Source organism: Streptomyces sp. NBC_01520, from assembly GCF_045040375.1.
Classification (GTDB): Bacteria; Actinomycetota; Actinomycetes; order Streptomycetales; family Streptomycetaceae; genus Streptomyces.
In genome coordinates this window covers 2364769-2390148 of record NZ_CP109404.1, presented here as the reverse complement: position 1 = coordinate 2390148, position 25380 = coordinate 2364769, and the positions used below count along the sequence as shown (strand labels likewise).

At 73.3% G+C, this 25380-nt stretch carries 25 protein-coding genes and 2 pseudogenes; 11 read left to right on the top strand and 16 right to left on the bottom strand.

Going from position 1 to position 25380, the window contains the following annotated elements:
* Nucleotides 1-61 precede the first annotated feature (61 nt).
* The 6 genes from OG524_RS10870 to OG524_RS10845 all read left to right on the top strand — a co-directional run bounded on the left by OG524_RS10870 (nt 62) and on the right by OG524_RS10845 (nt 3157).
* Nucleotides 62-205: a hypothetical protein gene (locus OG524_RS10870; protein WP_405391123.1), complete on the top strand. Its 144-nt coding sequence runs from the start codon at nt 62-64 to the stop codon at nt 203-205.
* Nucleotides 206-395: 190 nt separating this feature from the next.
* Complete coding sequence (locus OG524_RS10865; RefSeq protein ID WP_405391124.1) at nt 396-611, top strand: hypothetical protein; 216 nt, start codon at nt 396-398, stop codon at nt 609-611.
* A gap of 5 nt (nt 612-616) precedes the next feature.
* Nucleotides 617-964 carry a hypothetical protein gene (locus OG524_RS10860; protein WP_405391125.1) on the top strand — a complete coding sequence of 116 codons (348 nt, stop codon included), beginning with the start codon at nt 617-619 and terminating at the stop codon, nt 962-964.
* 144 nt (nt 965-1108) lie between these two features.
* The gene (locus tag OG524_RS10855; RefSeq protein WP_405391126.1) at nt 1109-1552 is read left to right on the top strand and encodes a hypothetical protein; all 444 of its coding nucleotides are present in this window, start codon (nt 1109-1111) and stop codon (nt 1550-1552) included.
* Nucleotide 1553: 1 nt separating this feature from the next.
* Entirely contained in the window at nt 1554-2894 is a 1341-nt protein-coding gene (locus OG524_RS10850; RefSeq protein ID WP_405810008.1) for a DUF1254 domain-containing protein, read from the top strand.
* 41 nt (nt 2895-2935) lie between these two features.
* Complete coding sequence (locus OG524_RS10845; RefSeq protein ID WP_376368133.1) at nt 2936-3157, top strand: DUF2277 domain-containing protein; 222 nt, start codon at nt 2936-2938, stop codon at nt 3155-3157.
* 10 nt (nt 3158-3167) lie between these two features.
* Here the strand turns inward: OG524_RS10845 and OG524_RS10840 are convergent, their stop codons facing one another.
* The 4 genes from OG524_RS10840 to OG524_RS10825 form a co-directional block, all read right to left on the bottom strand.
* Nucleotides 3168-3824 carry a DedA family protein gene (locus tag OG524_RS10840; protein ID WP_405391128.1) on the bottom strand — a complete coding sequence of 219 codons (657 nt, stop codon included), beginning with the start codon at nt 3822-3824 and terminating at the stop codon, nt 3168-3170.
* 224 nt (nt 3825-4048) lie between these two features.
* On the bottom strand, nt 4049-4507 hold the full coding sequence (locus OG524_RS10835) for a DoxX family protein (protein WP_405391129.1): 459 nt from the start codon (nt 4505-4507) through the stop codon (nt 4049-4051).
* Nucleotides 4508-4614: 107 nt separating this feature from the next.
* On the bottom strand, nt 4615-6333 hold the full coding sequence (locus OG524_RS10830; protein WP_405391130.1) for an alkaline phosphatase D family protein: 1719 nt from the start codon (nt 6331-6333) through the stop codon (nt 4615-4617).
* Between the two features lie 113 nt (nt 6334-6446).
* On the bottom strand, nt 6447-7091 hold the full coding sequence (locus tag OG524_RS10825) for an HNH endonuclease family protein (RefSeq protein WP_405391131.1): 645 nt from the start codon (nt 7089-7091) through the stop codon (nt 6447-6449).
* A gap of 517 nt (nt 7092-7608) precedes the next feature.
* Here OG524_RS10825 and OG524_RS10820 point away from each other — a divergent pair.
* Complete coding sequence (locus OG524_RS10820; RefSeq protein ID WP_405810005.1) at nt 7609-8127, top strand: ABC transporter permease; 519 nt, start codon at nt 7609-7611, stop codon at nt 8125-8127.
* A gap of 43 nt (nt 8128-8170) precedes the next feature.
* On the opposite strand, the gene OG524_RS10815 is transcribed toward OG524_RS10820, so the two are convergent.
* Together OG524_RS10815 and OG524_RS10810 are read right to left on the bottom strand one after the other, a co-directional pair.
* The gene (locus OG524_RS10815; protein WP_405391133.1) at nt 8171-8833 is read right to left on the bottom strand and encodes an HAD-IA family hydrolase; all 663 of its coding nucleotides are present in this window, start codon (nt 8831-8833) and stop codon (nt 8171-8173) included.
* Between the two features lie 184 nt (nt 8834-9017).
* The gene (locus OG524_RS10810) at nt 9018-10013 is read right to left on the bottom strand and encodes a peptidoglycan-binding protein (protein ID WP_405391134.1); all 996 of its coding nucleotides are present in this window, start codon (nt 10011-10013) and stop codon (nt 9018-9020) included.
* 141 nt (nt 10014-10154) lie between these two features.
* Between OG524_RS10810 and OG524_RS10805 the strand changes: the two genes are divergently transcribed.
* Nucleotides 10155-12197, top strand: a complete 2043-nt coding sequence (locus OG524_RS10805) for a DHA2 family efflux MFS transporter permease subunit (protein ID WP_405391135.1) — start codon at nt 10155-10157, stop codon at nt 12195-12197.
* A gap of 118 nt (nt 12198-12315) precedes the next feature.
* On the opposite strand, the gene OG524_RS10800 is transcribed toward OG524_RS10805, so the two are convergent.
* Nucleotides 12316-12792, bottom strand: coding sequence for a GNAT family N-acetyltransferase (locus tag OG524_RS10800; protein WP_405391136.1), 477 nt, complete (start codon nt 12790-12792; stop codon nt 12316-12318).
* 59 nt (nt 12793-12851) lie between these two features.
* On the opposite strand from OG524_RS10800, the gene OG524_RS10795 reads away from it, so the two are divergent.
* Nucleotides 12852-13958 (top strand): serpin family protein, encoded by a 1107-nt coding sequence (locus OG524_RS10795; RefSeq protein WP_405391137.1) that lies wholly within the window; start codon nt 12852-12854, stop codon nt 13956-13958.
* A 2-nt stretch (nt 13959-13960) separates the two neighbouring features.
* Here OG524_RS10795 and OG524_RS10790 read toward each other — a convergent pair whose 3' ends face one another.
* Nucleotides 13961-15073 (bottom strand): DUF2330 domain-containing protein, encoded by a 1113-nt coding sequence (locus OG524_RS10790; RefSeq protein ID WP_405391138.1) that lies wholly within the window; start codon nt 15071-15073, stop codon nt 13961-13963.
* Between the two features lie 272 nt (nt 15074-15345).
* On the opposite strand from OG524_RS10790, the gene OG524_RS10785 reads away from it, so the two are divergent.
* The gene (locus tag OG524_RS10785) at nt 15346-17373 is read left to right on the top strand and encodes a bifunctional glycosyltransferase 87/phosphatase PAP2 family protein (protein ID WP_405810001.1); all 2028 of its coding nucleotides are present in this window, start codon (nt 15346-15348) and stop codon (nt 17371-17373) included.
* A gap of 120 nt (nt 17374-17493) precedes the next feature.
* Here OG524_RS10785 and OG524_RS10780 read toward each other — a convergent pair whose 3' ends face one another.
* Both OG524_RS10780 and OG524_RS10775 read right to left on the bottom strand, forming a co-directional pair.
* Nucleotides 17494-18456, bottom strand: a complete 963-nt coding sequence (locus OG524_RS10780; RefSeq protein ID WP_405391140.1) for an AEC family transporter — start codon at nt 18454-18456, stop codon at nt 17494-17496.
* Between the two features lie 60 nt (nt 18457-18516).
* Nucleotides 18517-18729: pseudogene (locus OG524_RS10775) on the bottom strand (MFS transporter); the annotation flags it as partial.
* Here OG524_RS10775 and OG524_RS10770 point away from each other — a divergent pair.
* Nucleotides 18725-18931, top strand: a pseudogene (locus OG524_RS10770) (sugar phosphate isomerase/epimerase and 4-hydroxyphenylpyruvate domain-containing protein); the annotation flags it as partial. The pseudogenes OG524_RS10775 and OG524_RS10770 sit on opposite strands and share 5 nt — an antisense overlap.
* Nucleotides 18932-19031: 100 nt before the next feature.
* Here the strand turns inward: OG524_RS10770 and OG524_RS10765 are convergent.
* From OG524_RS10765 to OG524_RS10740, 6 genes are all read right to left on the bottom strand, one after another.
* The gene (locus OG524_RS10765; protein WP_405391141.1) at nt 19032-19466 is read right to left on the bottom strand and encodes a lytic transglycosylase domain-containing protein; all 435 of its coding nucleotides are present in this window, start codon (nt 19464-19466) and stop codon (nt 19032-19034) included.
* Between the two features lie 275 nt (nt 19467-19741).
* Nucleotides 19742-20566, bottom strand: coding sequence for an ECF transporter S component (locus OG524_RS10760; protein WP_405391142.1), 825 nt, complete (start codon nt 20564-20566; stop codon nt 19742-19744).
* Nucleotides 20563-22296 (bottom strand): ABC transporter ATP-binding protein, encoded by a 1734-nt coding sequence (locus OG524_RS10755; protein ID WP_405809999.1) that lies wholly within the window; start codon nt 22294-22296, stop codon nt 20563-20565. Before OG524_RS10755 ends, OG524_RS10760 begins: the two co-directional genes overlap by 4 nt.
* Nucleotides 22293-23444, bottom strand: a complete 1152-nt coding sequence (locus OG524_RS10750; RefSeq protein ID WP_405809997.1) for an energy-coupling factor transporter transmembrane component T — start codon at nt 23442-23444, stop codon at nt 22293-22295. Before OG524_RS10750 ends, OG524_RS10755 begins: the two co-directional genes overlap by 4 nt.
* A complete protein-coding gene (locus OG524_RS10745) occupies nt 23441-24127 on the bottom strand; it encodes an SCO2322 family protein (protein WP_405809995.1) in 687 nt (228 codons plus the stop codon). The genes OG524_RS10750 and OG524_RS10745 overlap by 4 nt, the downstream gene beginning before the upstream one ends.
* Nucleotides 24124-25377 carry a prenyltransferase/squalene oxidase repeat-containing protein gene (locus OG524_RS10740; protein ID WP_405391146.1) on the bottom strand — a complete coding sequence of 418 codons (1254 nt, stop codon included), beginning with the start codon at nt 25375-25377 and terminating at the stop codon, nt 24124-24126. Before OG524_RS10740 ends, OG524_RS10745 begins: the two co-directional genes overlap by 4 nt.
* Nucleotides 25378-25380 lie beyond the last annotated feature (3 nt).

Below are 25380 nucleotides of genomic sequence, written 5' to 3'. Positions count from 1 at the left end.
GAACGGCACCACCCAGGACGAAGTCCTTCACGAAGATCTTGTTGTCGGAGCGCCTCTGTCCATGGAGGATCTCACCGACACGCAGCGCCACGACCGGTTCGCCCTCAAGTACGCCCACGACAGTTGCCAGGTCAGAGAGGTCCGGCGCGTTCCGCATGACAGTTTGAGCGGGTACGCCTGGTCCGTCCGCTTCACCAGTTCGTGACGAGTGACGACTTGATCTCCGGACGTACCGGGTCCGTGCCGGATCACGGCTGTCACTGATCGGCTGCGGACAGGTGGTGAGGCCCCGACCGCGACCTGCGGTCGGGGCCTCACCGTTCACCACATGCTCGAACGACCGTGCCGTCCGCCCCCGGGATGCGGTCCGCCGGGGGGCGGGGGACCGTGGAGGCATGTCCGGTCATCCGCCTGTGATCGTGTATCCGCCCTCGCCGTCCGGTGGGCGGCGGGTGACCGTGCGTGGGCAGATCGTCGGGCTCGCGCACGGGCGTGGGGACGTGGCCTCGTTCCTGCGGCAGGCCGGGTTCGCCCACGGGGTCGAGGAGATCGACCTGGATCAGCCGGAGTTGATCGAATGGCGAGGCGGCGACCTCGACACCTGGAGGTGAGCCCCATGAAGCCTCGTGGAGCGCCCCGGGGCGAGGCGGCGTCACTCCAGCCGCCCCCGGGGTATTACGGGGCCGGCGGCGCGGTGCCCGATGCCACGCAGCGCGGCCTGATCCTGGACTGGGTGGTCAGTCAGCGGATCGCCGCCGGGTGGCGGGTGGAGTCCCGTTCGGGGAGCCAGGCCGTTCTCGTACGCGGGCAGCCGGTCAACCATGTGCTGCACGCCCTCCTGACCGTCTTCTCGTGCTGTGTGTGGGGCGTCGCATGGGCGGCCCTGGCACTGACGAACAAGGTCGAGCGCATCGCTCTCACCGTCGACGCCCAGGGGCAGGTGGTGACGGTCGGCGCACCCTGAGAGACGCCCTGGAGGACGCCCTGACGGACGCCCGGCGGTGCACCCGAACGGGTGCGTACGGGTCGTCGTGGGGGAGACCGTCGCGCAGGGTCGGAGCTGCCCGCCCCGGGGTCTGCGGGGCACGTCCTTCGAGTGGAGGAATCCATGGCTCAGACAGCACCGTCGGCCCTCGCCCTCGCCCCCGGTCCGCCGCCGTCCGGCTCCGGCAGTGCCTGGGCGGCCGGAGGGACGATGTTCGCCGGGGTCCTGCTGCTCGTCGACGGAATCCTGGCCGTGATCAAGGGGACCGCCGGGCTCGCCCCGGACGACGTGTACGCGCGTATCGACGAGTACACCTTCAAGCTCGACGTGACGGCCTGGGGCTGGATCCACCTGATCCTCGGAGTCGTCCTCGCGCTCGTCGGCCCGGGCATCCTGAGGGGCGTCGGCCGGGCCCGGGCGGTGGGCGCCGGGCTCGCCGGGCTGACGCTGATCGCCAACTTCATGTGGCTGCCGTACCAGCCGGTTCGGGCGATCATCTCGATCGCGATCGACACCTTCGTGATCTGGGCCCTGTGCACGGCGGGCCGCTCGAAGGCGGCCTTCTGACGTGGGACAGGGCACGTTCCTCCTCGCCGCCGACGCGTACGTCTACGGGTCGCCACTGGTCCGCGACCTCTGCGCGGTCCAGGCGGGCCTCCAGGAGGGCTTCGGCGTGCCGGGGCCCGCCCCGTTCAACGACTTCGCCCACGCGGAGGGGCCCGCCACGCCCGAGGCCCATGTCCCGTGGGGCACGAGCGACCTCGTCGACGCGTTCGCCCAGCTCGATCTGTCCGGCGGCCCCGTCCGGCTGCACGTGCCGGACACCGGCGGGTCGTACTACGTGCTGCAGTTCGTGGACGCGTGGAGCAATTCCTTCGCCTACCTGGGCAGCAGGGCCACCGGCACCGGCGAGGGGGACTGGCTGATCGTGCCGCCCGGCTGGTCCGGGACCGTGCCCGACGTGGTGACGGGCGTCATCGACGCACCCACGTCCGTCGTGTCCCTCATCGGCCGCATCGCCTGCGACGGCCCCCAGGACCTGCCCCGGGTGCGCGCGCTGCAGCAGGAACTCACCCTCACGCACCTGGGCGCGTCGGCGCACCGGACGGGGCTACCCGCGCCCGACTCCGGCGTACCCGAGGAGCTGCGGTTCTTCGAGCAGCTCCGGGTGTGGATGGCCGACTTCCCGCCAGCCGCCGCCGATCGTGCCTACCAGGACCGCTTCCAGCCGCTGGGGCTCCTGGAGGAGGGGCCCTCGCCCTATGTGTCGGCCGGGTCCGGGCTCGTCCGCGCGCTGACCGAGGGGCGCGCGCTGGGCAGGGCGCGGGTGGAGGAGGCCGGACGTCCGCGGAAGGGCGAGCCGGGGGCCTGGGAGGCGCGCCCGCACCTGGCGGACCACAACCTGGACCACCACGGCGTCGGCACGATCGGCTCACCGGAGTGGCAGATCGCGGACCGGGAGGCGTCGTACCTGGTCAGGGCGGTGGCCGCGCGACAGGCGCTGTGGATGCCCCATGGGTACGAGGCGGTGTACGCGCGCACCGCCCACGACTCCCGCGGGCGCCCGCTCGACGGTGCGCACCGCTACGTGCTGCGCCTCGCGCAGCCGCCGCCGGTCCGGGCGCTCTGGTCGGTGACCGTGTACGACGCCCTGGGCCACCACCTGGTCCCGAATCCGGCGGACCGGTACGCCGTCGGGGACCGTACGCCCGGACTCGTGTACGAGGCCGACGGATCGCTGACCGTCCACCTGTCCGCGGAGCCGCCGGCGGACCCCGCCCGGGCGGCCAACTGGCTGCCGGCGCCCACCGGGGGATTCGGGGCCGTGATGCGCCTCTACCGGCCCGGCCAGGCCGTTCTCGACGGGACCTATGTCATCCCGGCCGTCGAGCGGGTCGAGGACGTGTGAGGTCCGGGCGCGCTGTCAGTGGTGCGGTCCACACTGGAGACATGTGCCGCAGTATCAAGACCCTTCGCCCGCCCGCCATCCCCGAAGAGGCCACCGAGGAGGAGATGAGAGCAGCCGCCCTGCAGTACGTACGCAAGGTGTCCGGCTTCCGTGCGCCCGCCGCGCACAACCAGGAGGTCTTCGACCGTGCGGTCGCCGAGATCGCGGAGGCGACCCAGCGGCTGCTGGACGGCCTGGAGGTACGGGGCGCCGCCCGGGTGTGAGCCGTGGGGCTCAGAGGCCCGCGGGGGCTCCGGTGGCCACCGCCGCCGGGAGGCGTGCGGGCCGCCGGACGACGAGCGCCGCCAGGGCGCCCGCCAGGAACAGGGCGAGCACCGAGACGGCCGTGCCCAGCCAGGTCGCACCCAGCCACTGGCCGCCGAAGTAGCCGAGGCCCACGCTGTAGCCCGCCCAGGCCACTCCGGCCAGGGCCGACCAGGGCAGGAAGTCCTTCGCCCGGCGGTGGGCGGCGCCCGCGCCCAGGGAGACGACCGAGCGGCCGGCAGGGGCGAAACGGGCGACGACGACGAGCACGCCGCCGCCGCGGCTCAGTGCCGCGCCGAGGCGCTCCTGTGCGGTGGTGAGGCGGCGGGAGCGGGCGATGGCCCGGTCCAGGCGGTCGCCGCCGCGCCAGGCGAGGCGGTAGGCCACGAGGTCGCCGAGCACGGAGGCGGTCGCCGCGCTCAGGGTGAGCACCAGGAGGGACGGGACCTGCGGGGCAGCCTGTCCGGCCACCGCTGTCACCGTGGTAGTGCCCGCTGCCGCCGTGGCGGCCGCGATCACCAGCACCCCGCTGGGCAGGACGGGCAGGAAGACGTCCAGGAGTACCGAGAGGGCGACCACGACGTAGATCCATGGGCTGCCTGTCAGCGCACCCACACTCTCGAGCACTTTCCTATTCCCCGTTCCGTGTATCACCGTGTCAACACCGCGACGTCGCAGGAGAGCGGCAGGAGCGGCAGGGTCAGCATTCCAGAGTACGCCCGCCGTTTGCCCGGAGTTCGCCGGACGGCCGGTGATGTCGTGCAGGTCACGTACGCCCCGGCCGCCAGTGACGACGGTGGCCGGGGCGTACGTACGTGAGGGGGTGAAGCGGCAGTCGGCCCGGACCTCGGTCAGACCGAGACTGCCTGCCCCTGTTCGCGCTTGGGCTCGTCCTCGTGCGCGGGACGGGTGCGCGAGGAGAACAGCCTGTCCACGGCCAGGGCGCCGGGGCCCGTGAAGACCAGCAGGAGGAAGGCCCAGCAGAAGACGGCGGAGGACTCGCCGCCGTTCTGCAGGGGGAAGAGCGATTCGGGCTGGTGGACCTTGAAGTACGCGTACGCCATGGATCCGGAGGCGATGAACGCGGCGGAGCGGGTGCCGAGGCCGAGTGCGACCAGGGTGCCGCCGACGAGCTGGATCACGGCTGCGTACCAGCCGGGCCAGGTGCCGGCGGGAACGGTGCCGCCACCCATCGCCCCGCCGAGCACGCCGAAGAGCGAGGCGGCGCCGTGGCAGGCGAAGAGGAATCCGATGACGGCACGGAAGAGGCCGAGTACGTAGGGCTGGGCCCTGTCCAGGCGTTCGAACATGGGGGGGCTCCTTCGGTCTGGGGACGTGAACCGATTGGGGCCCAAAGGTTAGGGAGGCCTCATCGTTACTTGCAAGTTCAACATTCTGATAGCTGGCTGAAATCCGTTCATTCGTTCGACGTCAGTGTGCGCTCCAGAACGGTCTCCAACTGTGCGCCCGTCGGCTCTTCTCTGGCCTGAACCAATGTCAGCGCGGCTTTCCGGCCATGCAGGGTGAGGGTCATCAGCTGATTGCCGAACCAGGGTCCGCCGGTCTTGTGCCAGTGCATCGGCGCGGCCCCCGCCCGTGCGTGGAGCGCCAGCCCGCGGCCGAGCCACCGGCCCGCCCGGCTCCAGCCGAAACGGAATCCGGCTCTTATCGTGGCGGGGATGGAGTTGTGCACGGGAGAGCAGGTCAGCTGCAGGATCCGTGCGCCGGGAGTGCCGTCCGGCGCGGGACCGGACCAGTGGGGTTCGGCGATGTAGGCGTGGTGCACATCGCCCGAGAGCACGCAAACCGTCGCCGGGGCGTCCGGACCGCTGCCCGCCTCCCGCAGCAGCTCCGACAGCTGACGGAAGGATTCGGGAAACGCCGCCCAATGTTCCAGGTCGGAGGCGCGGCGCACCTTCTCGCCGATACGCGCCCAGCGCCCGTCGGGGCCGCCACGCTCCCCGCGGCACAGAGCCGCGTTCCATGTCTCCGCGTCATGGACGAGCGGCGGCAGCAGCCACGGCAGGGAGGTGCCGACGAGCAGATGGTCGTACGCGGCCCGGTCGGTGAGGGCCTCGTCGCGCATCCATCGCGCCTCCTGGGTACTGAGCATCGCCCGCTCCTGCTCGCCCAGGACTCGGGCCGCACGGGTGTCCACCATGAGCAGCCGTACTCGGCCGAAAACACGCCGGTAGCTCCACCGGGTGCGCGTCGGATCGGCGTCGGACTCGGCGGCGTGCCGGCGCAGCGTCTCCGTGGCGTCCGGGGTGGCGCGCACCGCCGCGTACACCGGGTCGGCGGCCAGGGCTTCGGGGGAGAGGTTGCCGAGGTGCTGGTAGACCCAGTACGACATGAGGCCGCTGATGATCCGCTCGTGCCACCACGGCGTGCGCCGCATGTCCTCCAGCCAGGCGCCGCTGGTGTTCCAGTCGTCGATGACGTCGTGGTCGTCGAAGATCATGCAGCTGGGGACCGTGGAGAGCAGCCACCGGACGTCGGGGTCGCGCCAGGACTCGTCGTAGAGGTGGGTGTACTCCTCGTAGTCAGCGACCTCCGCCCCGGGCGGCTCGTCCAGATCCCGTCGCGCCGCGATCCGCTGCCGGGTGGCGTCCGACGTCTCGTCCGCGTACACCTGATCGCCGAGCAGGAGCAGTACGTCGGGCCGTACGGCCGTGGGATCGGTGGCGAGCCGGACGGCCAGGGTGTCGAGGGCGTCCGGGCCGATGGGGTCCGCCCCGACCGGGTGCAGGCGGGGGACCGGGTCGTGCTCACGGCCGGGCGGGGCCGCCCAGCGGCAGGAACCGAAGGCGATCCGGACGGGGCCGGCCTCCTCCGGCTGGGGCACGGCGGGGGTGGTGATCGTGCTCGCGGGGAAGCGGGATCCTTCGGGCGGCCAGACGCGGCGGCCGTCGAGCAGCACCTCGTACGCCGCGGTGGAGCCGGGCGTCAGTCCCGTCACCACGACCAGCGCGTAGTGGTGCCCCTCGACCGCGAAGGTGGGGGAGGAGCCCGAGGCGCCGTCCGCGCAGCGGACCTCCGCGGTACAGGGTCTGGTCGTCTCGACCCAGACGGTCGCCCGGGAACCCGACTCCCAGTCGACGTACCGCAGCAGTGGTCCCAGGCGTAGCCCGGCCATGTGTGCCCTCCTCGCGTCGCCGTGACCGATGGCTCCGTACGGTACGGAACGACGGAGGAGGGCAGGTTGGTTCCGGCCGGTGGTCGTGTCCCGGTGGCCGGACGTGAGGTGGGTCAGCAGCCGTTCAGCACGGACTGCAGCGCGCTCTTCTCGGTCGAGTCCACCGTCATGCCGTAGTAGTACTTCACGTGCACCCAGGCGCGGGCGTACGTGCAGCGGTAGGCCGTGCGCGACGGCAGCCACTCGCCCGGGTCCTGGTCGCTCTTGGACTGGTTGACGTTGTCCGTGACCGCGATGAGCTGGGGCCGGGTCAGGTCGTTGGCGAAGGACTGGCGCCGCGCCGTGGTCCAGCTGCTCGCGCCGGAGCGCCAGGCCTCGGCGAGCGGGACCATGTGGTCGATGTCCACGTCGGAGGCGGCGCTCCACGTGGCACCGTCGTACGGTGAGTACCAACTGCCGCTGGTCGCGGCGCAGGCGGAGTCCTGGACGACGTTGGTGCCGTCCCGCTTCAGGACCACTTCGCGGGTGTTGCAGGCGCCCGACTGGGTGATCCAGTGCGGGAACTGCTCGCGGCTGTAGCCGGTGGACGAGCCCTCGGCCGAGACGGTGAGCTGACCGAGGTAGGTACGGGCGGTCGCCGCGCTGACCGGGGTGGGCATCGCGGCCTGGGCGGTCGGGGCGGCGAGCAGCCCGGTGGTGGCGGCGAGTGCGGCGGAGGCGGCGACGACGGCTATGCGACGCGCGTAGATACCTGACATGCGAACTCCCTTGATGTGGGGGGACCTTGGGTGGGCGACCTGTGGGCCAGGCCATCGTGGCGGCGCCGGGTTTCTGTGGGATGGTCGCCAGGTAACAGAGTGGCGACATGTGCACGTCACATCAAGGGGTAGGGAGCTAGGTCTGACGTCCGGTCCGAAGTCTGTTCGGGTACGGGGCGTGGGCGATTCGCGGACCAACGGGACGTATGCGGACAGTTCGTGACGGTGTGCCGGGCGGGTGGCACCGGTATCCGGGCGCAGGGGCGCCCCGGGCTCCGGAGCGGCGGACCTGTCGTGGCCGTGTGCTGCTTCCGGTCACTCCCCCGCTCGGTGTCGTCCTCGCCGTACTCCTGGGTGTTCGCCGCCGCCGTCGCCGCGGGGGCCTCGCTCGGCCGCTCGCGCGAGATCCTCGTCGCCGGCCTGCGGGCCGCCGTACAACTGGGCGTCGTGTCCCTGCTCGTCAGCCGGGTGGTGCGCTCGCCGGGGCCGCTGCTCGGTTTCGTCGCGCTGACGCGCCGTGGCGGTGTGGACGGCGGGGCGCCGGAACCGGACCTGGTGGCGGGCCGCGACACCGATCGGGGCCGGCGTCGTCCCCGTGGTCGGCCTGCCGCTGCTCACCGGACTTGTCCCGGTGCGCGGCCTCGCGCTGATCCCGGTCGCGGGCATCCTCGTCGGGGGCGCGCTCGGCCCGACCGTGCTCGGCGGGCGGCGGGCGCTGGACGAGCTCGGGACCCGGTGGGGAGAGGTGGGGGCCGGGACGGCGCTCGGCCGGCCCGACCGGGACGCGCGGCTGGAGATCGCCCGCCTCCGACGCGCTCCTGCCGGGGCTGGACCAGACCCGGACCGTGGGCTCGTCACCCTGCCCGGGGCCTTTGCGGGGGTGCTGCTGGGCGGCGCCTCACCCGTGGAGGCGGGCGCCGTGCGGCTGTTCGTCCTGGTGGCGCTGATGGCGGTGGCCGTCGCGCTGGCGCTGGAGCTGGTGGCCCGGGGGTGGATGCACCGGGACCGTGGCGGGCGCGTCGGGGTCGCGGGGTGAGGGAGCTTCGCGGGGACCCCGAGGGCCCTGGTGGCCGGCGCTGCTACCGGGCGTCGATGTGCAGACGGATCGAGCCGTCGCCGACCGCCTCCACCCGGAGCTGCGTCAGGTCGTCGACGTGGGCGTCGGGGGAGAGCGCCGCCGCGCGCGGGCCGATGCCCACGATCCGCATGCCGGCCGCCCGGCCGGCCATGATGCCGGCCTCGGAGTCCTCGAAGACGATGCAGTCCGCCGGTTCGAAGCCCAGCTCCGCCGCGCCCTTGAGGAAGCCCTCGGGGTCCGGCTTGCTGGCGCCGACCAGCTCGGCCGTGACCCGGGTCTCCGGCATCGGCAGGGCGGCGGCCGTCATCCGGGCCTGGGCGAGCGCCTCGTCGGCCGAGGTCACGAGCGCGTGCGGGAGGGTGGCGAGAGAGGCCATGAAGGCGGTGGCACCCGCTACGGGCACCACGCCGTCGACGTCGGCGGTCTCCTCGGCGAGCATGATCCGGTTCTCCGCGTGGTTCTGCTCCATGGGGCGGTCCGGCAGCAGGGCGGCCATCGTGGCGTATCCCTGGCGTCCGTGGACCACCTTGAGCGCCGCCTCGGGGTCGAGGCCCTGCGCGAGCGCCCAGCGGCGCCAGCAGCGCTCCACCACCGCGTCGGAGTTGACCAGGGTGCCGTCCATGTCCAGCAGGAGGGCGCGTGCTTCGAGGACGGTGGCCGACATCGGCAGGCTCCAGAGCGCGGGGGGAACAGCGAGCGGCACATGACGTGCTGCCCAGAAGAACAAGCAGCCCCGCCCGCCGGTCAGGGAAAACGGGCGGAGGCCACTTTGTTCCATCACGATACAAAAACCGTGACCGGAACGCCAATCCCGCAGGTCCGGCCACCCGCCCCGCCCTCCCCGGCCGTCAGCCCTCCCGGCCCTCACCGGTCGTCTGGGCCTCCAGTGCCCGACGGGTCTCCGGCCCGTACACACCCGGCGGATCGGTCTGGACGGACACCCAGCTCTGGAACTCCCGCACGGCCCGCTCCACCCGGTCCGAGAAGTTCCCGTTGTCCCGGTCGTGATAGAGCCACTTCTCCTGCAGCCGCCGCTGGAGCTCGGCGACCTCCGGACCCTGGTCACCACGCCGCAGCGTCGGCCCGGCGATCTGCGCGGGCGGCGCCGCCGACTCGCCCGGGGTCTCGGTGGCCGACGCCGAGGGCGACGGAGTTCCGGGGGCGGTGGTGGCCGAAGGGGAGGCCGACGGGCTCTCCGGGGCGGAGGCGGAAGGAGACGCGGACGGTGACGCCGACGCGGACCGGGAAGGTGCCGACGACGCGGACGCGGACGGGGACTCCGACACGGACGCGGCCGGTCCGTCACTCGAGTCCGGGACACTCGTCGTGATCTCGGGAAGGGCCTCCTCCCGGGTGTCGTCCTTGTCGAACAGTCCGCCCGCGAAGGCCGCCGTACCCACCACCGCGACCACGGCCGCCCCCACGGCCAGGACGGCGAAAGGCCGGCGGCGGCGCGGCTGCACGGGCTCGGGGCCGCCGCCCGCGTAGGCCGCGGCCGTACGCCGACGGGACTCGTCCGCCGGGCCGGCGTCCGGCAACGGGTCCGCCGGGCCACCGGACGTACCGCCACCCGCCGCGCCGCCCAGGAAGAGCGGCATCGTGGTGGCCGCGGCGGGCGCCTGCGCGTCGTCGCTCGACAGCGTCACGTACGGCCGGATCCGCAGCGGGTCGAAGTCCTCCGCCGCGGCCATCTCCGCGGAGCGGGCGGCCCGGTGGTCCTCGCCGGGCAACGGGCCCGTACGCCCCCCGCAGGCGCAGACGGGTCCCGTACTCCCGGGATCCGCACCCGCCACCGGTCCCGCACCCCGCCCGCCACCGCACTCCGGGCACATATGTCCGGTCATCGTGGGTTCCCCTCCCCTTTGAACTGCCTGCGATTATGCAGGCCGCGCGGCCCGGCCGCCCAACGCCCACCCCGCTGCTCGGCAGGCCATAACGGGGCGCAGCGGCCAGGATGGGGTGGAAGCGGACCCGAGGAGACGTACATGGCCGAGCAGCTGAGCCCCCAGCCCCTCGCACCGGGCGAGGGCAGGTCCCGGCGCGGAGTCCTGGTCGCCATCGGCGCACTGCTCCTCGGCATGCTGCTCGCCGCACTCGATCAGACGATCGTCTCCACCGCACTGCCCACCATCGTCAGCGAACTCGGCGGCCTGGACCATCTGTCCTGGGTCGTGACCGCCTACATGCTGGCCGCGACGGCGGCGACCCCGCTCTGGGGCAAGCTCGGTGACCAGTACGGCCGGAAGAAGCTGTTCCAGACGGCCATCGTCATCTTCCTCATCGGATCCGCCCTCTGCGGCGTGGCCCAGAACATGCCGCAGCTGATCGGCTTCCGGGCACTCCAGGGGCTCGGCGGCGGCGGACTGATGGTCCTGTCCATGGCCATCGTCGGAGACATCGTCACCCCACGTGAACGAGGCAAGTACCAGGGACTGTTCGGCGCCGTCTTCGGTGTGACCAGTGTCCTGGGGCCGCTCCTCGGCGGATTCTTCACCGAGCACCTCAGCTGGCGCTGGGTCTTCTACATCAACCTGCCCATCGGCGTCGTGGCCCTGCTCGTCATCGCCGCCGTCCTGCACATCCCGGTCCGGCGCACCAAGCACACCATCGACTACCTGGGCACCTTCCTCATCGCCTCGGTCGCCACCTGCCTGGTCCTCGTCGCCTCCCTGGGAGGCACCACCTGGGCCTGGGACTCCGTACAGATCATCGCCCTCGCGGTCCTCGCCGTGGTGCTCCTCGTGGCGTTCGTCCACACCGAGCGCCGGGCGGCGGAACCCGTGCTGCCGCTCAAGCTGTTCCACATCAGGACGTTCAGCCTCGTCGCCGTCATCAGCTTCATCATCGGCTTCGCGATGTTCGGCGCGATGACCTATCTGCCGACCTTCCTCCAAGTGGTCCACGGCATCACACCGACGATGTCCGGCGTGCACATGCTGCCGATGGTGTTCGGCATGCTGATCACCTCCACCGGATCCGGCCAGATCGTCAGCCGGACGGGCCGCTGGAAGATCTTCCCCGTCGCGGGCACCGCCCTCACCGCGGCCGGTCTGATGCTGCTGCACCAACTGTCGGAGACCAGCTCCACCCTGCAGATGAGCATCTACTTCTTCGTCTTCGGCGCGGGGCTCGGCCTGGTCATGCAGGTGCTCGTACTGGTCGCCCAGAACTCCGTCAGCTACGAGGACCTGGGGGTCGCCACGTCCGGAGCGACCTTCTTCCGGTCCATCGGCGCGTCGTTCGGCGTGGCCGTCTTCGGCACCATCTTCACCAACCGGCTCACCGGCAAACTCGGCGAGGCACTCGCCGGCCGCTCCCTGCCGCCCGGGGTCGACGCCGAGGCCCTCGCCGCGGACCCGCGGGCCATCAGCCGGCTCCCCGCGGATCTGCGGCCCTCGGTGCTCAGCGCGTACTCGACCTCGATCACCGACGTCTTCCTCTATGCGGCCCCCGTCGTCGTGGTCGCCTTCGCCTTCGCCTGGTTCCTCAGGGAGGACCCCCTGCGGGGTTCGGTGACCGCCCCCGACACCAGCGAGACCCTGGCATCGAACCCCGTCCAGCGGTCCTCGTACGACGAGTGCGCACGCGCCCTGTCCGTGCTGGCCACCCGGGAAGGACGCCGGGAGATCTACGAGAAGATCACCGCCAGGGCCGGGTACGACCTGCTCCCGGCGGCCAGCTGGCTGCTGCTGCGCATCAAACGGCACGGCACCGTCGAACCGGCCATGCTCGCCGATGTCGCCCCCGTGCCGCTGAAGGTGATCACCGAGGCGGCCCGGCAGGTGGAGGGGCGCGGCCTGGCCCGCCGCGAGGGGCTGCAGCTGGTGCTCACCGACCGGGGCGCCGAGGCCGTGGTCAAGCTCTCGCAGGCCCGTGAGGAGTCCCTGGCCGAGATGCTGGGCGACTGGTGGGGCCCGGACCGGCCCACCGACCTGGTCCGCCTCGTGACGGAACTGACCGCCGAGGTGAGCGGATCGAGCAAGGAGCGCCCGCACATGCCCGAACCGCGCCGCGACCACTCGGCCTGACGGCGGCGTACGCCCCTGCGGGCCCTCTGCGGGGCCTCTGCGGGCCCTCTGTGGGCCCTCTGCGGGGTCTCCGCGGGGTCTCCGCGGGCCCCGGGCGGAGACCGGAAGCCCCCGGAGCTCACAGCTCCTTGGCGAACCAGTGTTCCGCGTACGGCCCCTGGTTGAACGCCGGGACCTCCCGGTATCCGTGCTTGGTGTAGAGGCCGCGCGCCTCCACCAGGTCGTTGCGGGTGTCCAGCCGGATCCGCCGCACCCCGAAGGACCGTGCCGCCCGCTCGGCGGCCGCGAGCAACAGCCCCCCGCCCCCCGTGGCGCGGAACGCCGGGCGTACGAACACCCGGGTCAGCTCGGCGGTGTCCGCGTCGACCAGCAGCACCCCCGCGCAGCTCGCCGGCTCGCCCCCGTGGCGCCCGACCAGGAACTCGCCGGTGGGTCGGCCGAGACGCTCGACACCGTCTCCGGCCAGGCCGTCGTCGATCTCCCCGGCGGTCGCGGGACGGCCCCAGTAGCGGCTCGCCACCTCGTCGTAGTAGTCGCGCCGCAGCAGTGCCGCATCGGGGGTGTCGAATCGTTCGGGGGCCACGGTCCACGTCATTGGTTCATTCTGGCTCCGGTACGACCGGATGACGAACCATTTACATGTAGGGAGCAGCGATGGTGGGGGAGACCGGCACGGCGACCCGGGACGCAGCGGTCCGGCGGCTCGGCGAGCGGTGGACAGGGGAGCTGGCGCGCGCGGGCGACGGGAGTTTCGTGTGCTCGCCCGCGGGGCTCTGGCTGGCGCTGACCGCCGTCGCGGCCGGCGCCCGCCGGGAGACGGCCGCCGAACTCCGCGCCCTGCTCGGGGTCGCGGAGCGGGAGGCCGCAGGCGTCGTCACCGGGGCGGCGCGGGACTGGGAGCGGACCGGGGCGCTGCGCGTGGCCACCCGGGTGTGGGCCAGGGTGCCCGTACTCCCCGAGTTCGAACAGGCTCTGCCCGGCATTCCCTTCGGGCCGATGGACCCGGACGGGATCGACGCCTGGGTGTGCGAGCGGACCGGCGGCCTGATCGAACGGCTGCCGCTGGAGCTGGACGAGGACGTCGCGCTCGCACTGGTCAACGCACTGGCTCTGAAGGCATTCTGGGAGACCCCCTTCGCCACGGACCGCACCGTGGGAGTCCCGTTCACCGACGCGGCGGGCAGGACCCGGCCGGCGGCGACCATGCACGCGGCCGTCCCGGTGCGGGACGCCTGGACGGTGGCGGGCGCGGACGTCGTGGAGCTGCTCTGCCGCACGGAGCCGGACGGTGCCGCCCCGGCACGGATCAGGCTCGTCCTGGGTGAGCCCGGCACGGGGCCCGCCCAGGTCCTGCCCGCGGCGTGGGCGCCTCCGCAGGAGCGTGCCCCGCTGGACGCGGACCGGGTGACCATCGGGGTCCCACGCTTCACCCTGCGTACAAAGATCCAGGTCACCGACCAGCTGGCCGCGCTCGGGGTGCGGCTCGCGACCAGCCGGCTCGAAGCGGACTTCTCCGGGCTCTCGCCCCGGCGCCTCCATGTCTCCGCCGTGGTGCAGGAAGCCGTACTGAAGATCGCGGAGGAGGGCGTCAAGGCCGCGGCGGTCACGGTCGTGACCATGCGCGGGCGGGCCGCACCCCGCCCGCAGGTGGTGCGGCACATCGCCTTCGACCGCCCCTTCGGCGTCGTCGTCCTGGACGGGACCTCGGACGTCCCCCTGTTCGCGGGATGGCAGGCGGACGCCCCGGCGTACGAGGACTGAGATCAGGGGAGCGGCGGCGGCAGCGGTCGCCGCCGCGCCCGCAGGAACAGCGGTACGGCCGCGGCGAGGAGCAGCACCGGGGCGAGCACCGTCAGCAGCCAGACCGGGAATCCGCCCACCGTCAGCAGCCTGTCGACGTGGTGGACGGTCCGGTACGGGGTGTCGGCGGTGGCCGCCCGCAGTTCGTGGTCGCCGTCGATCCGTTCCGGCTCCGGGAAGGACTGGGTGATCGCGGTCAGGAACGCGGGCCCGTCCGCCACGAGTTCACCGAGCGCGCCGCCGTCCGCGGTCCGCCCCAGCCGCCCGGCGTACGTCACCTCCGGTTCCTGCCCGCCGATGCTTCCGGCCGGCTCCATCCGGTGCTCCGCGATCACGTACAGGCCCAGGGACTGCCCGTCGCGGGCGAGCCGCGAGAGCCGCATCGGGTACACGAGCCGGTCGCTGGCGAAGCTCAGCCGCAGCGGTTCGAGCGCACCGCCGAGGGCGGCCCCGTCCTCCTCGGGTGCCAGGCGCACCGCGACGTACTCCCACTCCTGTGCGACGTACGGCCGCAGGGCGGTCGCCAGCTTGTCGGGCAGCTCGAAGCCGTTCGACTCCAGCCAGCCGCGCAGCGCCTCCGGGTCCGTCGCGGTCAGCCGGGCCACGTCGAACGGACCCAGCCGCTCCCGGCCCACCACGCCGACATCCGGCGCCCCGGCCGCACCGGGGGCCGGGGCGCCGGCGCCGTCCGTCCCCTCCAGCGGCCAGTCGCCCTCGCGCGGCCAGAAGTAGTGCCGGTCCCGGTACACCGGAGCGGTGATCTCCGCCAGTTCGTCGAACAGGCCCGGATCCCCCAGCTCCACGGAGGCGCGGTGCGGTACGGGCATGACCCAGGCCGCCTCCGGGGCGTCGCCGTCGACCGTGAGCCGCATGACGATCTGCTCGGTCCGCCCGTCCCAGTGGACGACGGAGGTCTCCCGGCCCACCGAGAGCCGCGCATCGCCGGCCGTGACCATCGCCCCGCATCCGCAGGCGTACGCCGGGGCGATCAGCGAGCCGAGCTGCAGGGCCGCCAGCACCAGCAGCAGCGACAGCACCCGTCGGTACGTGCCGCCCGGTGTCCGTCCGTGACGCATGATCCATCTCCCCCGGAAGTCCGGCGCACCTACGGCCGGTCAGGTGATCGGACGAGTGGCCGGATCGATCCGGTTCCGGCCGGCGCGGGGGAGCGGCATTCATGTTCTGAGCATTCTTTCGGGCAAAAGCGTGGTGACAGTCAGGCGAAGAGAGGGTTGATTGGGTCTACCTCACAGGGCAATGCGAGGCTTCATCCGCACATACCCGGGCCGACGGGACAGTGCACAAACGGTGGGAGGGTCGGCGCGGCGTGGCAGATGCGGAGCGCAGTATGCGGGGGAACGTGGCGGCGGACCCGGGAGTGAGGGCCGGGGCGGCCCGGATCGTCCTCTGGCTGGTCGTCGCCGTGCTGGCGGTACGGCAGATGGCGGTGGTGCTGCGGGAGCAGCCCGGTGAACGCCTCGCCGACCTGGCGGCCTGGACGGGCGGTGACGGGGTCCTGCGTGCCGTGGGCTCCCTGTACGACCCCGGCAGGTTCACCGGCACGCCGTTCGCGGGGCTGGTGCTGAAGCCGCTGACCACCTCGGCCGAACAGGCCCTCGGCGTGGCATGGACCTTCGGCACCCTGCTGCTCGTCGTGGCACTCGGCCTCGTCGCGGCCCGCGCCCTGCCCGGCCCCGTCGGCCGCCGCACCGCGTTCCTCGCGGCCCCCGTGGCGATCACCCTGCTCATGGTGTCGCTGCCCGTGCGCAACACCCTGTACCTGGGCCAGACCAGCATCCTGCCCGTCCTGCTGGTCGTCCTCGCCTGCTTCGTGGCGCGCGGCGAGCGCCTGCCGGGCGTGCTGACCGGCATCGCCGCCGCCCTGCAGCCCACCGTCCTGCTCTTCGCCGTCCTGTTCTGGCTCACCGGCCGGCGGCGGGCCGCGGCGGCCGGCGGCACGGCCTTCGCCGTCTGCACGGCGCTGGCCTGGGCGGCGATGCCGCACGACTCGTGGACGTACTGGGTGGGCCACCTCGCGGGCGCCGGACTCGGCGACAGCCCGGCCGGCCTGGCCAACCAGTCCCTGCACGGCGCACTGCTCCGCCTCGGGTTCGAAGGGCCCCTGGAGATCGCGCTGTTCCTGGCGCTGGCCGCCGCCGTCACCTTCGTCGGGCTGCGGCGCGCGGCCCGCTACGCGCAGGACGGGCAGCTCCTCCTGGCGGTCGCCGTCACCGGCTGCGTGGCCGCCGCCGTCTCGCCCACCGCCTGGCAGCACCAGCTCCTCTGGGTGCTGCTCGCCGTCGTCGGCCGGGTCGGCACCCGGGCCTCGGACCGGCTGGTGTACCCGGCCGTCGTGGTGCTCGTCGTCACCCTGCCGGGGAAGATGCTGTTCCCGAACGTCGGGGTGCTCCTGCCCGTACGCGACAACGTGCTGCTCGTCGCGGCCCTCGGCGCGGCCTGCGTGGCGCCGTTCCTGTCCCGTACGTCGCCGTACTGGCAGCGCCCCGTTCCCACGGACCACGCCCGGCCGGTCGCGTCCCGCTTCGCCCGGGTGCCGCTGATGCCCTTCTGGAGACGGGTGCTCGGCCGCCCCAACCTGCTGCTGGAACTCCTGCTGATCCGGGTCGTCTACTCCGCGTACGCGCAGGTCCGGCTGGCGGCGACCGCCGGCCGCGCCACCGCCGAGGAGCACGGCCGGCAGATCCACTCCATCGAGCAGTGGCTGCACATCGACATCGAGCACCGGATCAACCACGCGGTCGTCGACATCACCTGGCTGCGGGACTTCTTCGACTACTACTACTCGACGTTCCACTTCATCGTGCCGCTCGCCATCCTCGGGGTGCTGTATGTGCGCCGGCCTCCGGACTACCGCTGGGCCCGCAGCTCCATCGGCTTCGCCACGGTCCTGGCCCTGGCCGGCTTCTGGCTCTACCCGCTGGCCCCGCCGCGCCTGATGCCGGGCCTCGGCTTCATCGACACGGTCCACGGGGTGCAGGACCTGTCGAGCCCCGACTTCGGGGCGCTGACCGCGATGACCAACCAGTACGCGGCGATGCCTTCGCTGCACTTCGGCTGGTCGCTGTGGTGCGGGGTGGTGATCGTGCTGCTCGCGCCGAAGACGTGGATGAAGGCCCTCGGTCTGCTCCACCCGCTGTTCACGGTCTCCGCCATCGTCGCCACGGGCAACCACTGGGTGCTGGACGCGGTCGGCGGAGCGCTGGTCGTCGCCCTGGGCTTCGGGCTGACCCATGTGCTGTCCGGACCCCGGAAGCTGCTGCCCCGCACCGACGACGTGACGCGCCCGGCGTCCGGGCGTACGGCGGACGAGGGCGACGGGGTGCTGGTGGCCGGGACCACGGCCGGGAAGCGGTAGGGCCCGCGCGCACGGCGAAGGGGGTGCCGGAACGGAAAACCGTTCCGGCACCCCCTTCGGCCGGGATCGCCGCGTCAGACCGGCATCCGCCCGGAACCACCGGTCCGCCACTCGAACGGCTCAGCCGCGCGACGGTCCCAGCGCCCAGGCGGTCAGGGACAGCGTGGCCATCGACACGACCGTGGACGCGACCACGGCGTCGCGGGCGAGCGTGGTGTCCAGACCGTACTCACGGGCGTAGACGAACGCGTTCTGGGCGGTCGGCAGTGCCGAGCACAGCACCACCGCGAGAAGCTGGTCGGCAGGCAGGTCCAGGAGCGGCGGACCGCCGATGACCAGGGCGACCAGGGGGTGGACGACCGTCTTGAGGGCCACCACCACCGCCACCTCCGCCCGGCTGCCCGGTGCGGCGACCGGGTCCGCCGGATCCGGCCGGCCGTGCAGCGACAGGCCGAGCGTGATCAGGGCGGCGGGTACGGCGGCGGCCCCCAGCAGGTCTCCGCTGCGGGCGAGCGCGTCGGGCAGCCGCAGTCCGGCCGCCGACACGGCCACACCGAGCACGGACGCCACGATGACGGGATTGCGGACCGGCATGGTCCCCATGCGGCGCAGACCGGCCCGCCAGTGGGTGCGGCCCCGGTCGGTGCCGGTGTCCAGCAGCGTCAGGACCACCGGGGACATCAACAGCACCTGGAACAGGATGACCTGGGCGACGAACGACGCGTCACCCAACACCTGGACGGTCACCGGTATACCGAGGTTGGCGGAGTTGACGTACCCCGACGCCATGCCGCCGATCGCCCCGTCGGCCGTCTTGCGGCCGAAGAAGCGCCGGACCACCAGCAGACCGAGACCCGACACGAGGACCGATCCGGCGCCGAACACGATCAGTGACGCGTTCACGAAGGAGCCCAGGTCGGCGCGCGAGACCATCATGAACAGGGCCGCGGGCATGGCCACATGGAAGACGAACCGGCCGAGCACCGCCTCCGCCTGTTCTCCGAGCAGCCGCCCCCGCCCGGCCGCGTAACCGATGGCGGTCAGCGTCCAGACGGGGGCGAAGCCGGAGAGCAGGGCGTTCATGCACCTCATGATCCCCGGAGGGGTACGGCGGCCCGGGCGGGGGTCTGGACGGTCCAGGGATCATCGGGCCGGGATCAGACCCCGAGCGGCGTCCTGGTCCCCGAGACGCTCCGTCTCCACGTGCGCGGTCTCGCGTGCCGTGAACGCCGCGACGACGGACGGCAGGCAGAGCGCGGCAGCGAACAGCGCGACCCCGGCCCAGTCGTCCCCGTCGGGGCCGGCGATCTGCGAGGCGAAGGCCACGGCGAAACCGGCGACGGCGAAGCCGGTTTCGGCGAACTACTACGACGACCTGGCCGCGTGCCACGTGTTCGCCCCCGGAGAGCTGGAGACGTACCGCGAGCTCAACATCCTCTACGACCGGGACGAGAAGGGGGAGTTCCGGCACGGCTGCACCATGACGACCGGCCGCCTCTTCTTCGAACTCGTCGAGCGCACCGGCGGTCACGACGGCTACGGCGCCCGGAACGCCCCGTCAGACTCGCCGCCCAGCGGGAGTGAACAGGTCCGGACGCCCCGCGGGGCCCCGACCGGCGAACCGGTCGGGGCCCCGCGGTGTGCGTGGGTGCGGTGGATCAGTACCAGCCGTTGGACTGCCAGAAGTCCCAGGCGCCGCACGGGCTGCCGTAGCGGTCCTCCATGTAGTCCACGCCCCACTCGATCTGCGTCTTGGCGTTGGTCTGCCAGTCGGAGCCCGCCGAGGCCATCTTCGAGCCGGGCAGCGCCTGGACCAGGCCGTACGCACCGGAGGAGGCGTTGGAGGCGTGCGTGTCCCAGTCGCTCTCGTGGTCCACGATCTTGTCGAAGCAGGTGAACTGCGCGTCGTCGTCGATCATCTTCTTCGCCGTGGCCTTGGCGCTCGACGCGGACGTCGGCGCGGCGGGGGCCGCCGTCGCGGGGGTCACGCCGAGGGCGATTCCGGTGGCACCCAGCAGCACGGAGGCGCCGGTGACGGCGGCTGTGCGGCGGGTGACGCGGGGCCGGGCAGAAATGCGACGGGCGAACGACACGTAGGAACCTCTCGTCGGGGACGGGGGAGTCGCGGCCGGCCCACGAACGGGGGACCGGCACTCGCCGACCGCGGTCCACCGGGGTGGACGCCGCGGTGCTCGGCGACGTCGTCCATCGTCAGCCACACCGTCCGGGCCGCGCAACGACCGCCCCTACGACCCCGCCTCGTAGCCGGAGGCCGAAGGCCCCCTCCGGACCGCCGGGAACAGGGGCCGGGCAGGGGGTCCCGGCCTCCTGGGCCGGGTCGTACAGGACCGAGGTCCTGTGGGCACACTCACCCCTTCGGGACGTCGAATGTGACCTGGGCCTCGAAGGCGGCGCGCCGGGTGGCCCGGCGCAGGGCCTTCAGCAGGGTGGGGCCGACCGTGAGCGTCAGGACCACGGTGAGGACGGCACGGCCCAGGTCCCAGCCGAGCGAGGTCGCCAGGCAGTACGCGAGGAAGCGGACCAGGTTCTCGTGCAGGGGGCCGCCCCCGACGAAGGAGATCCCGGAACCGAGCCCCGACACGAGCGTCCAGCCCTGCAGATTCATCACCGTGCCGTACGCGAACGCCGCCACGAAGCCGTACGCCGCGAGCATCAGCACCTCGCCCCGGCCGCGCAGCCGCTCCGGGCCGGGCAGCAGGCCCGCGCCCATCGCGAACCAGCCCGTCGACAGCATCTGGAAGGGCATCCACGGCCCCACCCCGCCGGTGAGCAGCGCGGAGGCGAACAGCGTCACCGAGCCGAGCACGAAGCCGAAACCGGGCCCCAGGACCCGGCCGCTCAGCACCATCAGGAAGAACATGGGCTCCAGACCAGCCGTCCCCGCCCCCAGCGGGCGCAGCGCGGCGCCCACCGCCGCGAGGACGCCGAGCATCGCGACGGCCTTCGCGTCCAGGCCGCCGTCCGCGACCGTGGCCACGACCACACCGACGAGCAGGACGAGCAGCGCGGCGAACAGCCACGGCGCGCCCTCGGCGTGGGCGGTGACACCGGACGCCTCGCCGGCCAGCAGGGGCCAGCCGAAGGCCATCACCCCGATCGTGCTGACCAGGACGAGCGCGGCAGCGGCCCGCGGGCCGATCCGGACCGGGCGCACCGGGCGGGAGCCGGTCATGCGAGGCGCTTCCCGGGAGCGTGCGCCTCCAGCGCCGTACGCACCTGTGCCACGGTCAGCCACTGCTGCGGGGCGAGGATCTTCGCGGTCTGCGGGGCGAAGGCCGGGGAGGAGACGACGACCTGCCGGGTCGGCCCGTCGGCGACGACCTCGCCGTCGGCCAGGATCACCACCCGGTGGGCCAGTTCCGCCGTCAGCTCCACGTCGTGCGTGGCGAGGACGATCGCGTGCCCCTTCGCGGTCAGCCGCCGCAGCACGCCGACGAGCCGTGCCTTCGCCGCGTAGTCGAGGCCGCGCGTCGGCTCGTCCAGGAGGAGCAGCGGGGGGCGGGCGGTGAGGACCAGGGCGAGCGCGAGGGCGAGCCGCTGCCCCTCGGACAGATCGCGCGGGTGGGTGTCGTCCGGCACACCGGGCAGCAGCTCGGAGACCAGGGCCCGGCAACTGCCCGGGGGCGCGCCCGCGTCGGAGTCGGCCGCGGCGCACTCGGCGGCGACCGTGTCCGCGTACAGCAGGTCGCGCGGCTCCTGGGGCACGAGTCCGACCCGGCGCGCCATGGTGCGCGGCGGTGTACGGGACGGGTGCAGACCCCCGACGAGGACCGAGCCCGTGGTGGGTTCGATCATCCCGACGAGTGTGGTCAGCAGGGTCGACTTGCCCGCGCCGTTGCGGCCCATCAGGGCCACGGTCTCCCCGGGCGCGACGGACAGCGTCACCCGGCGCAGCGCCTCGACGCGCCCGCGCCGCACCCCGAGGCCCTCGATCCGGGTGACGCCGTCGCCCGGTACGGGCCCGGGCGTGGGGCGCGGACGGCGGCCGAGCAGCCGGTCGAGGAATCCGGGGGGCACGGCGGCGGGAGCGGGGAGGGGGTCCGGGGCGGCCTCCCGGGACGGTCCCTCGGGCGCCGGGAGCGGCACGGACACCAGCCGTTCGCGGAGGCCCACCGCCCGCTTCCGCGCGTCGCGCACCGACAGCGGGAGCGGCTCCCACCCGGCGAGCCGGCCCAGGTCCACGACCGGCGGGCGTACGGGCGAGACGGCCATGACGTCCGCGGGCGCGCCCGTCACCGGGGCGGCGCCCGGTGACGGCAGCAGGACGACCTGGTCGGCGTACTGCACCACACGCTCCAGCCGGTGCTCGGCCATCAGCACGGTCGTGCCCAGGTCGTGCACCAGCCGCTGGAGTACCGCCAGGACGTCCTCGGCGGCGGCCGGGTCCAGGGCGGACGTCGGCTCGTCCAGGACCAGGACCTTCGGATGCGGGGTGAGGACCGACCCGATCGCGACCCGCTGCCGCTGGCCGCCGGACAGCGTGGCGATCGGCCGGTCGCGCAGCTCCGCCAGGCCCAGCAGGTCCAGCGTCTCCTCGACCCGCCGCCGCATCACGTCGGGGGCCAGGCCCAGCGACTCCATGCCGTACGCCAGTTCGTCCTCGACGGTGTCGGTGACGAAGTGCGCGAGCGGGTCCTGGCCCACCGTGCCCACCAGATCGGCGAGTTCACGGGGCTTGTGGATACGGGTGTCCCGGCCGTCGACCGTCACCCGGCCGGTCAGCACACCGCCGGTGAAGTGCGGAACGAGACCGGAGACGGCACCCAGCAAAGTCGACTTGCCGACCCCGGACGGGCCGACGAGCAGCACCAGCTCACCCTCGGGAACCGTGAGGTCGACCCCCGAGAGCGTGGGACGGTCCGCTCCCTCGTACCGCACCGAAACCTGCTCGAACCGGATCACGCCTGCTCCTGGGAGTTCTTGGGGGAGGCCGACGGCGGGACGGGCGCCACGGCGGCGGGCAGCAGCCCGATCAGCACCGCGGCGGCGGGCCACAGCGGCAGTACGGGAGCGGTCAGCGGCACGACACCGGGGTACAGCGCCGCCGGATCGGCGGCGGCCGCCCAGAACATCGCCCCGGCCACGGCGGCACCCGAGCCCGCGACCAGCCAGGCACGCGCGCCCCACCGGTCCGGCCGGTAGCGGGTGCGGACCGTGCGCCGGCCGCCCAGCCCGAGCCCCGCCAGGGCGGCGGCCAGTCCGGCCGGCAGCAGCGGCAGCCCGTAGACCGCGCCCTGCGCGGACAGCAGCGCGTACGTTCCCGCGCACACGCCCAGCAGCCCGCCGAGCGTCAGCGCGTTCGTGGTGCGGCGGACGGAGGCAGGGACCTCGGCCGTGCGCCCGTACCCCCGCGCGTCCATCGACGCCGCCACCGCCACCGAACGCTCCAGGGCGCCCTCCAGCACCGGCAGCCCGATCTGGAGCACCGCCCCGATCCCGCCGGTCGGCCGGCCGCGCAGCCTGCGGGCGGTCCGCAGTCGCACCACGTCGGCGACCAGATTCGGTGCGAACGTCATCGCGACGACGACGGCCACCCCCACCTCGTACAGCGCTCCCGGCAGCGACTTCAGCAGCCGCGCCGGGTTGGCGAGCGAGTTCGCCGCACCGATACAGATCAGCAGGGTCGCCAGCTTCGCCCCGTCGTACAGTGCGAACACGACCTGCTCGGCCGTGACCCGGCCGCCGATCCTGACGCCCTGCGCCCAGTCGGGCAACGGCAGTTCGGGGAGCGTGAACAGTGTGTGCGTACCCGGGACCGGTGAGCCGAGGAACACGGAGAACACCAGCCGCACACCGACGACGAACAGCCCCAGCTTGATGAACGCCCCGTACGAACGGGCCCACGGCGCATCCGTACGGCGCGCCGCCACCACATAGCCCGCCACGCCCACCAGCAGTCCGAGCAGCAGCGGATTGGTCGTACGGGACGCGGCCGTGGCCAGACCGAGCGCCCACAGCCACCAGGCCCCGGCCGGCAGCGCGTTGCTGCGGGTCGCCTCGGGAGCGCGCAGGGCACGGTGCGGCCGGGCCGCGCCGGCTTCGCGGGTCATCGGCGGCGACGGGCCTGCAGCACCGCGGCGACACCCAGCAGGAGCACCGCACCGACCCCGGTGAGCACACCGGCCGACGGACCGCCGCCGTCCGGGTCGCCGGCGGCATCCCCGGCGTCCGCGGCGGTCGCCGGGGCCGAGCCGCCGGACCCCGGGGCACCGGAGTCCCCGCCGACCTGCTCACCGCAGCCCGACGCCGGATAGCCCGAGATCGCGCAGAGCATCGCCGAACTGTCGTACCGCAGCGGCTTCGCCACCGAGGCGAGCGCCTCCGCGGTGCTCGCCTCCGGCGCCACCCGCGCACAGGCGGTGCGCGGCACGGGCGGTGTCTCACCGTCCGGGGCGTCCGCCGCCGTGCCCGGGTCGATGACCAGCGCGATCCGCTTGAGGCCGTCCTTCGCCAGGGTGCCCGCGCAGATCGCCCCGAAGTCCGGGGCGCGGCGCGGCTGCGCCGAGTCCGAGGAGTCCTCGCTCACCGAGAAGCGGAAGCCCTGCACGGCGCCGTCGTCGGGCCGCACCAGGGACGGGCCCTGCGTGGCGTACGTCCAGTTCTTCCCGCCGTCGCCCTCCCAGAACGACCAGTAGCGGTAACCCGCCGCCTGCGCGCTCCCCGCGGCCGGCACGACCAGCAGGGCGCCGACGAGGAGAAGCAGTGCCGCGGTGCCGCCCGGCGGGCGCCTCACAGCTGCTGGTTCTTCCGGCGCCCGCTGAGCAGGAAGCCGATGCCCGCGCCGAAGGCGAGTCCGATGCCGACCAGCCACCAGACGCCGAGCCCGCCGTCGTCGCTGCTCGTGTCCTTCGGCTCCTGCGCGGTCGTGGTAGGCGAGGGCACGGCGGTCGCGGCGGGCGCCGGGCCCGTCGCGTTGAGCTGCTTGACGAGGTCGACGCCCCCGAAGTCACGGGCGTCGGTCCCGGTCGCGTGCGCGGCGAGCACCAGCTGCGCGGTGGCGGCGGGGCCGCCCTCCTTCGCCCAGCCCAGCGCGTTCTTCTCCAGGTAGGCGACCGCTCCGGCCGCCTTGTCCTTGTGACCCGACGCCGCCAGCGCGACGACGGCGTCGGCGGTGTTGCCGAAGTCCGGCTGCGGCTCGGTGTCCTCGGCGCCCGGCATCGGCGGCAGCTCCAGATGACCGGAGCCGGCCAGGGCGCCCGCGAGGTAGAAGGCGCCGTTCTGCGCGGACTGCTCCGGGGTCAGGTCCGTGCCCTTGGCGCAGGAGGGCGCCTTCGCCGCGTTGGAGGTGCCGGCCGCCATGCCCTTGCCCATCGCGCCGAGCACCGCCGCCGCCGTGGCGTCCGCGTTGGCCGTGAGCTTGCCGTTCTTGTCCGGCTGGTAGGCGAACGCCCCGCCGTCCTTCCCCCCGCACGGCAGGGCGAACGACTGCAGCGCCGTGTACGGCGTGCTGCCGCCCGGCTTCGTGACCGCGGCCAGCGGTACGCCCGCCCGGGCCAGTGCGCCGATCACGACGGCGGTGGAGTTGGCGTCGCTCGGGCTGCCCGGGTTGTAGCCCCAGCCGCCGTCCTCGTTCTGCACGGACTTCAGCCAGGTGACGCCCTTGTCCACGACCTCGCGGTGCACGGCCAGCTCGACCACGGCCTGGACCGCCGCCGCGGTCGCGTTGGTGTCCGCCACCGTCTTGTCGTCACAGGGCACGGAGGCGTCGCGGTACGAGGTGAAGGCCCCGTCGGCGCACTGCTGGCCGACGAGCCAGTCCACCGACTGCGTGGCAGGCGTGACGAGCTCGATCTTCTGCGCCAGGAAGGCCACCGACTGGCGCCACACGCCGTCGTACGCCGGGTCCTTCGTCCCGTACAGACCGGGCGGCAGCGCCGCGGACGGAGAGGGGGACGGGCTCGGGGCGGCGACCGCCGCAGGGGCGGCGGCGGCACAGAGCACGGCGGTGATCGCGAGCGCTGCCGCGCGGCGGCGTACGGTCATGGC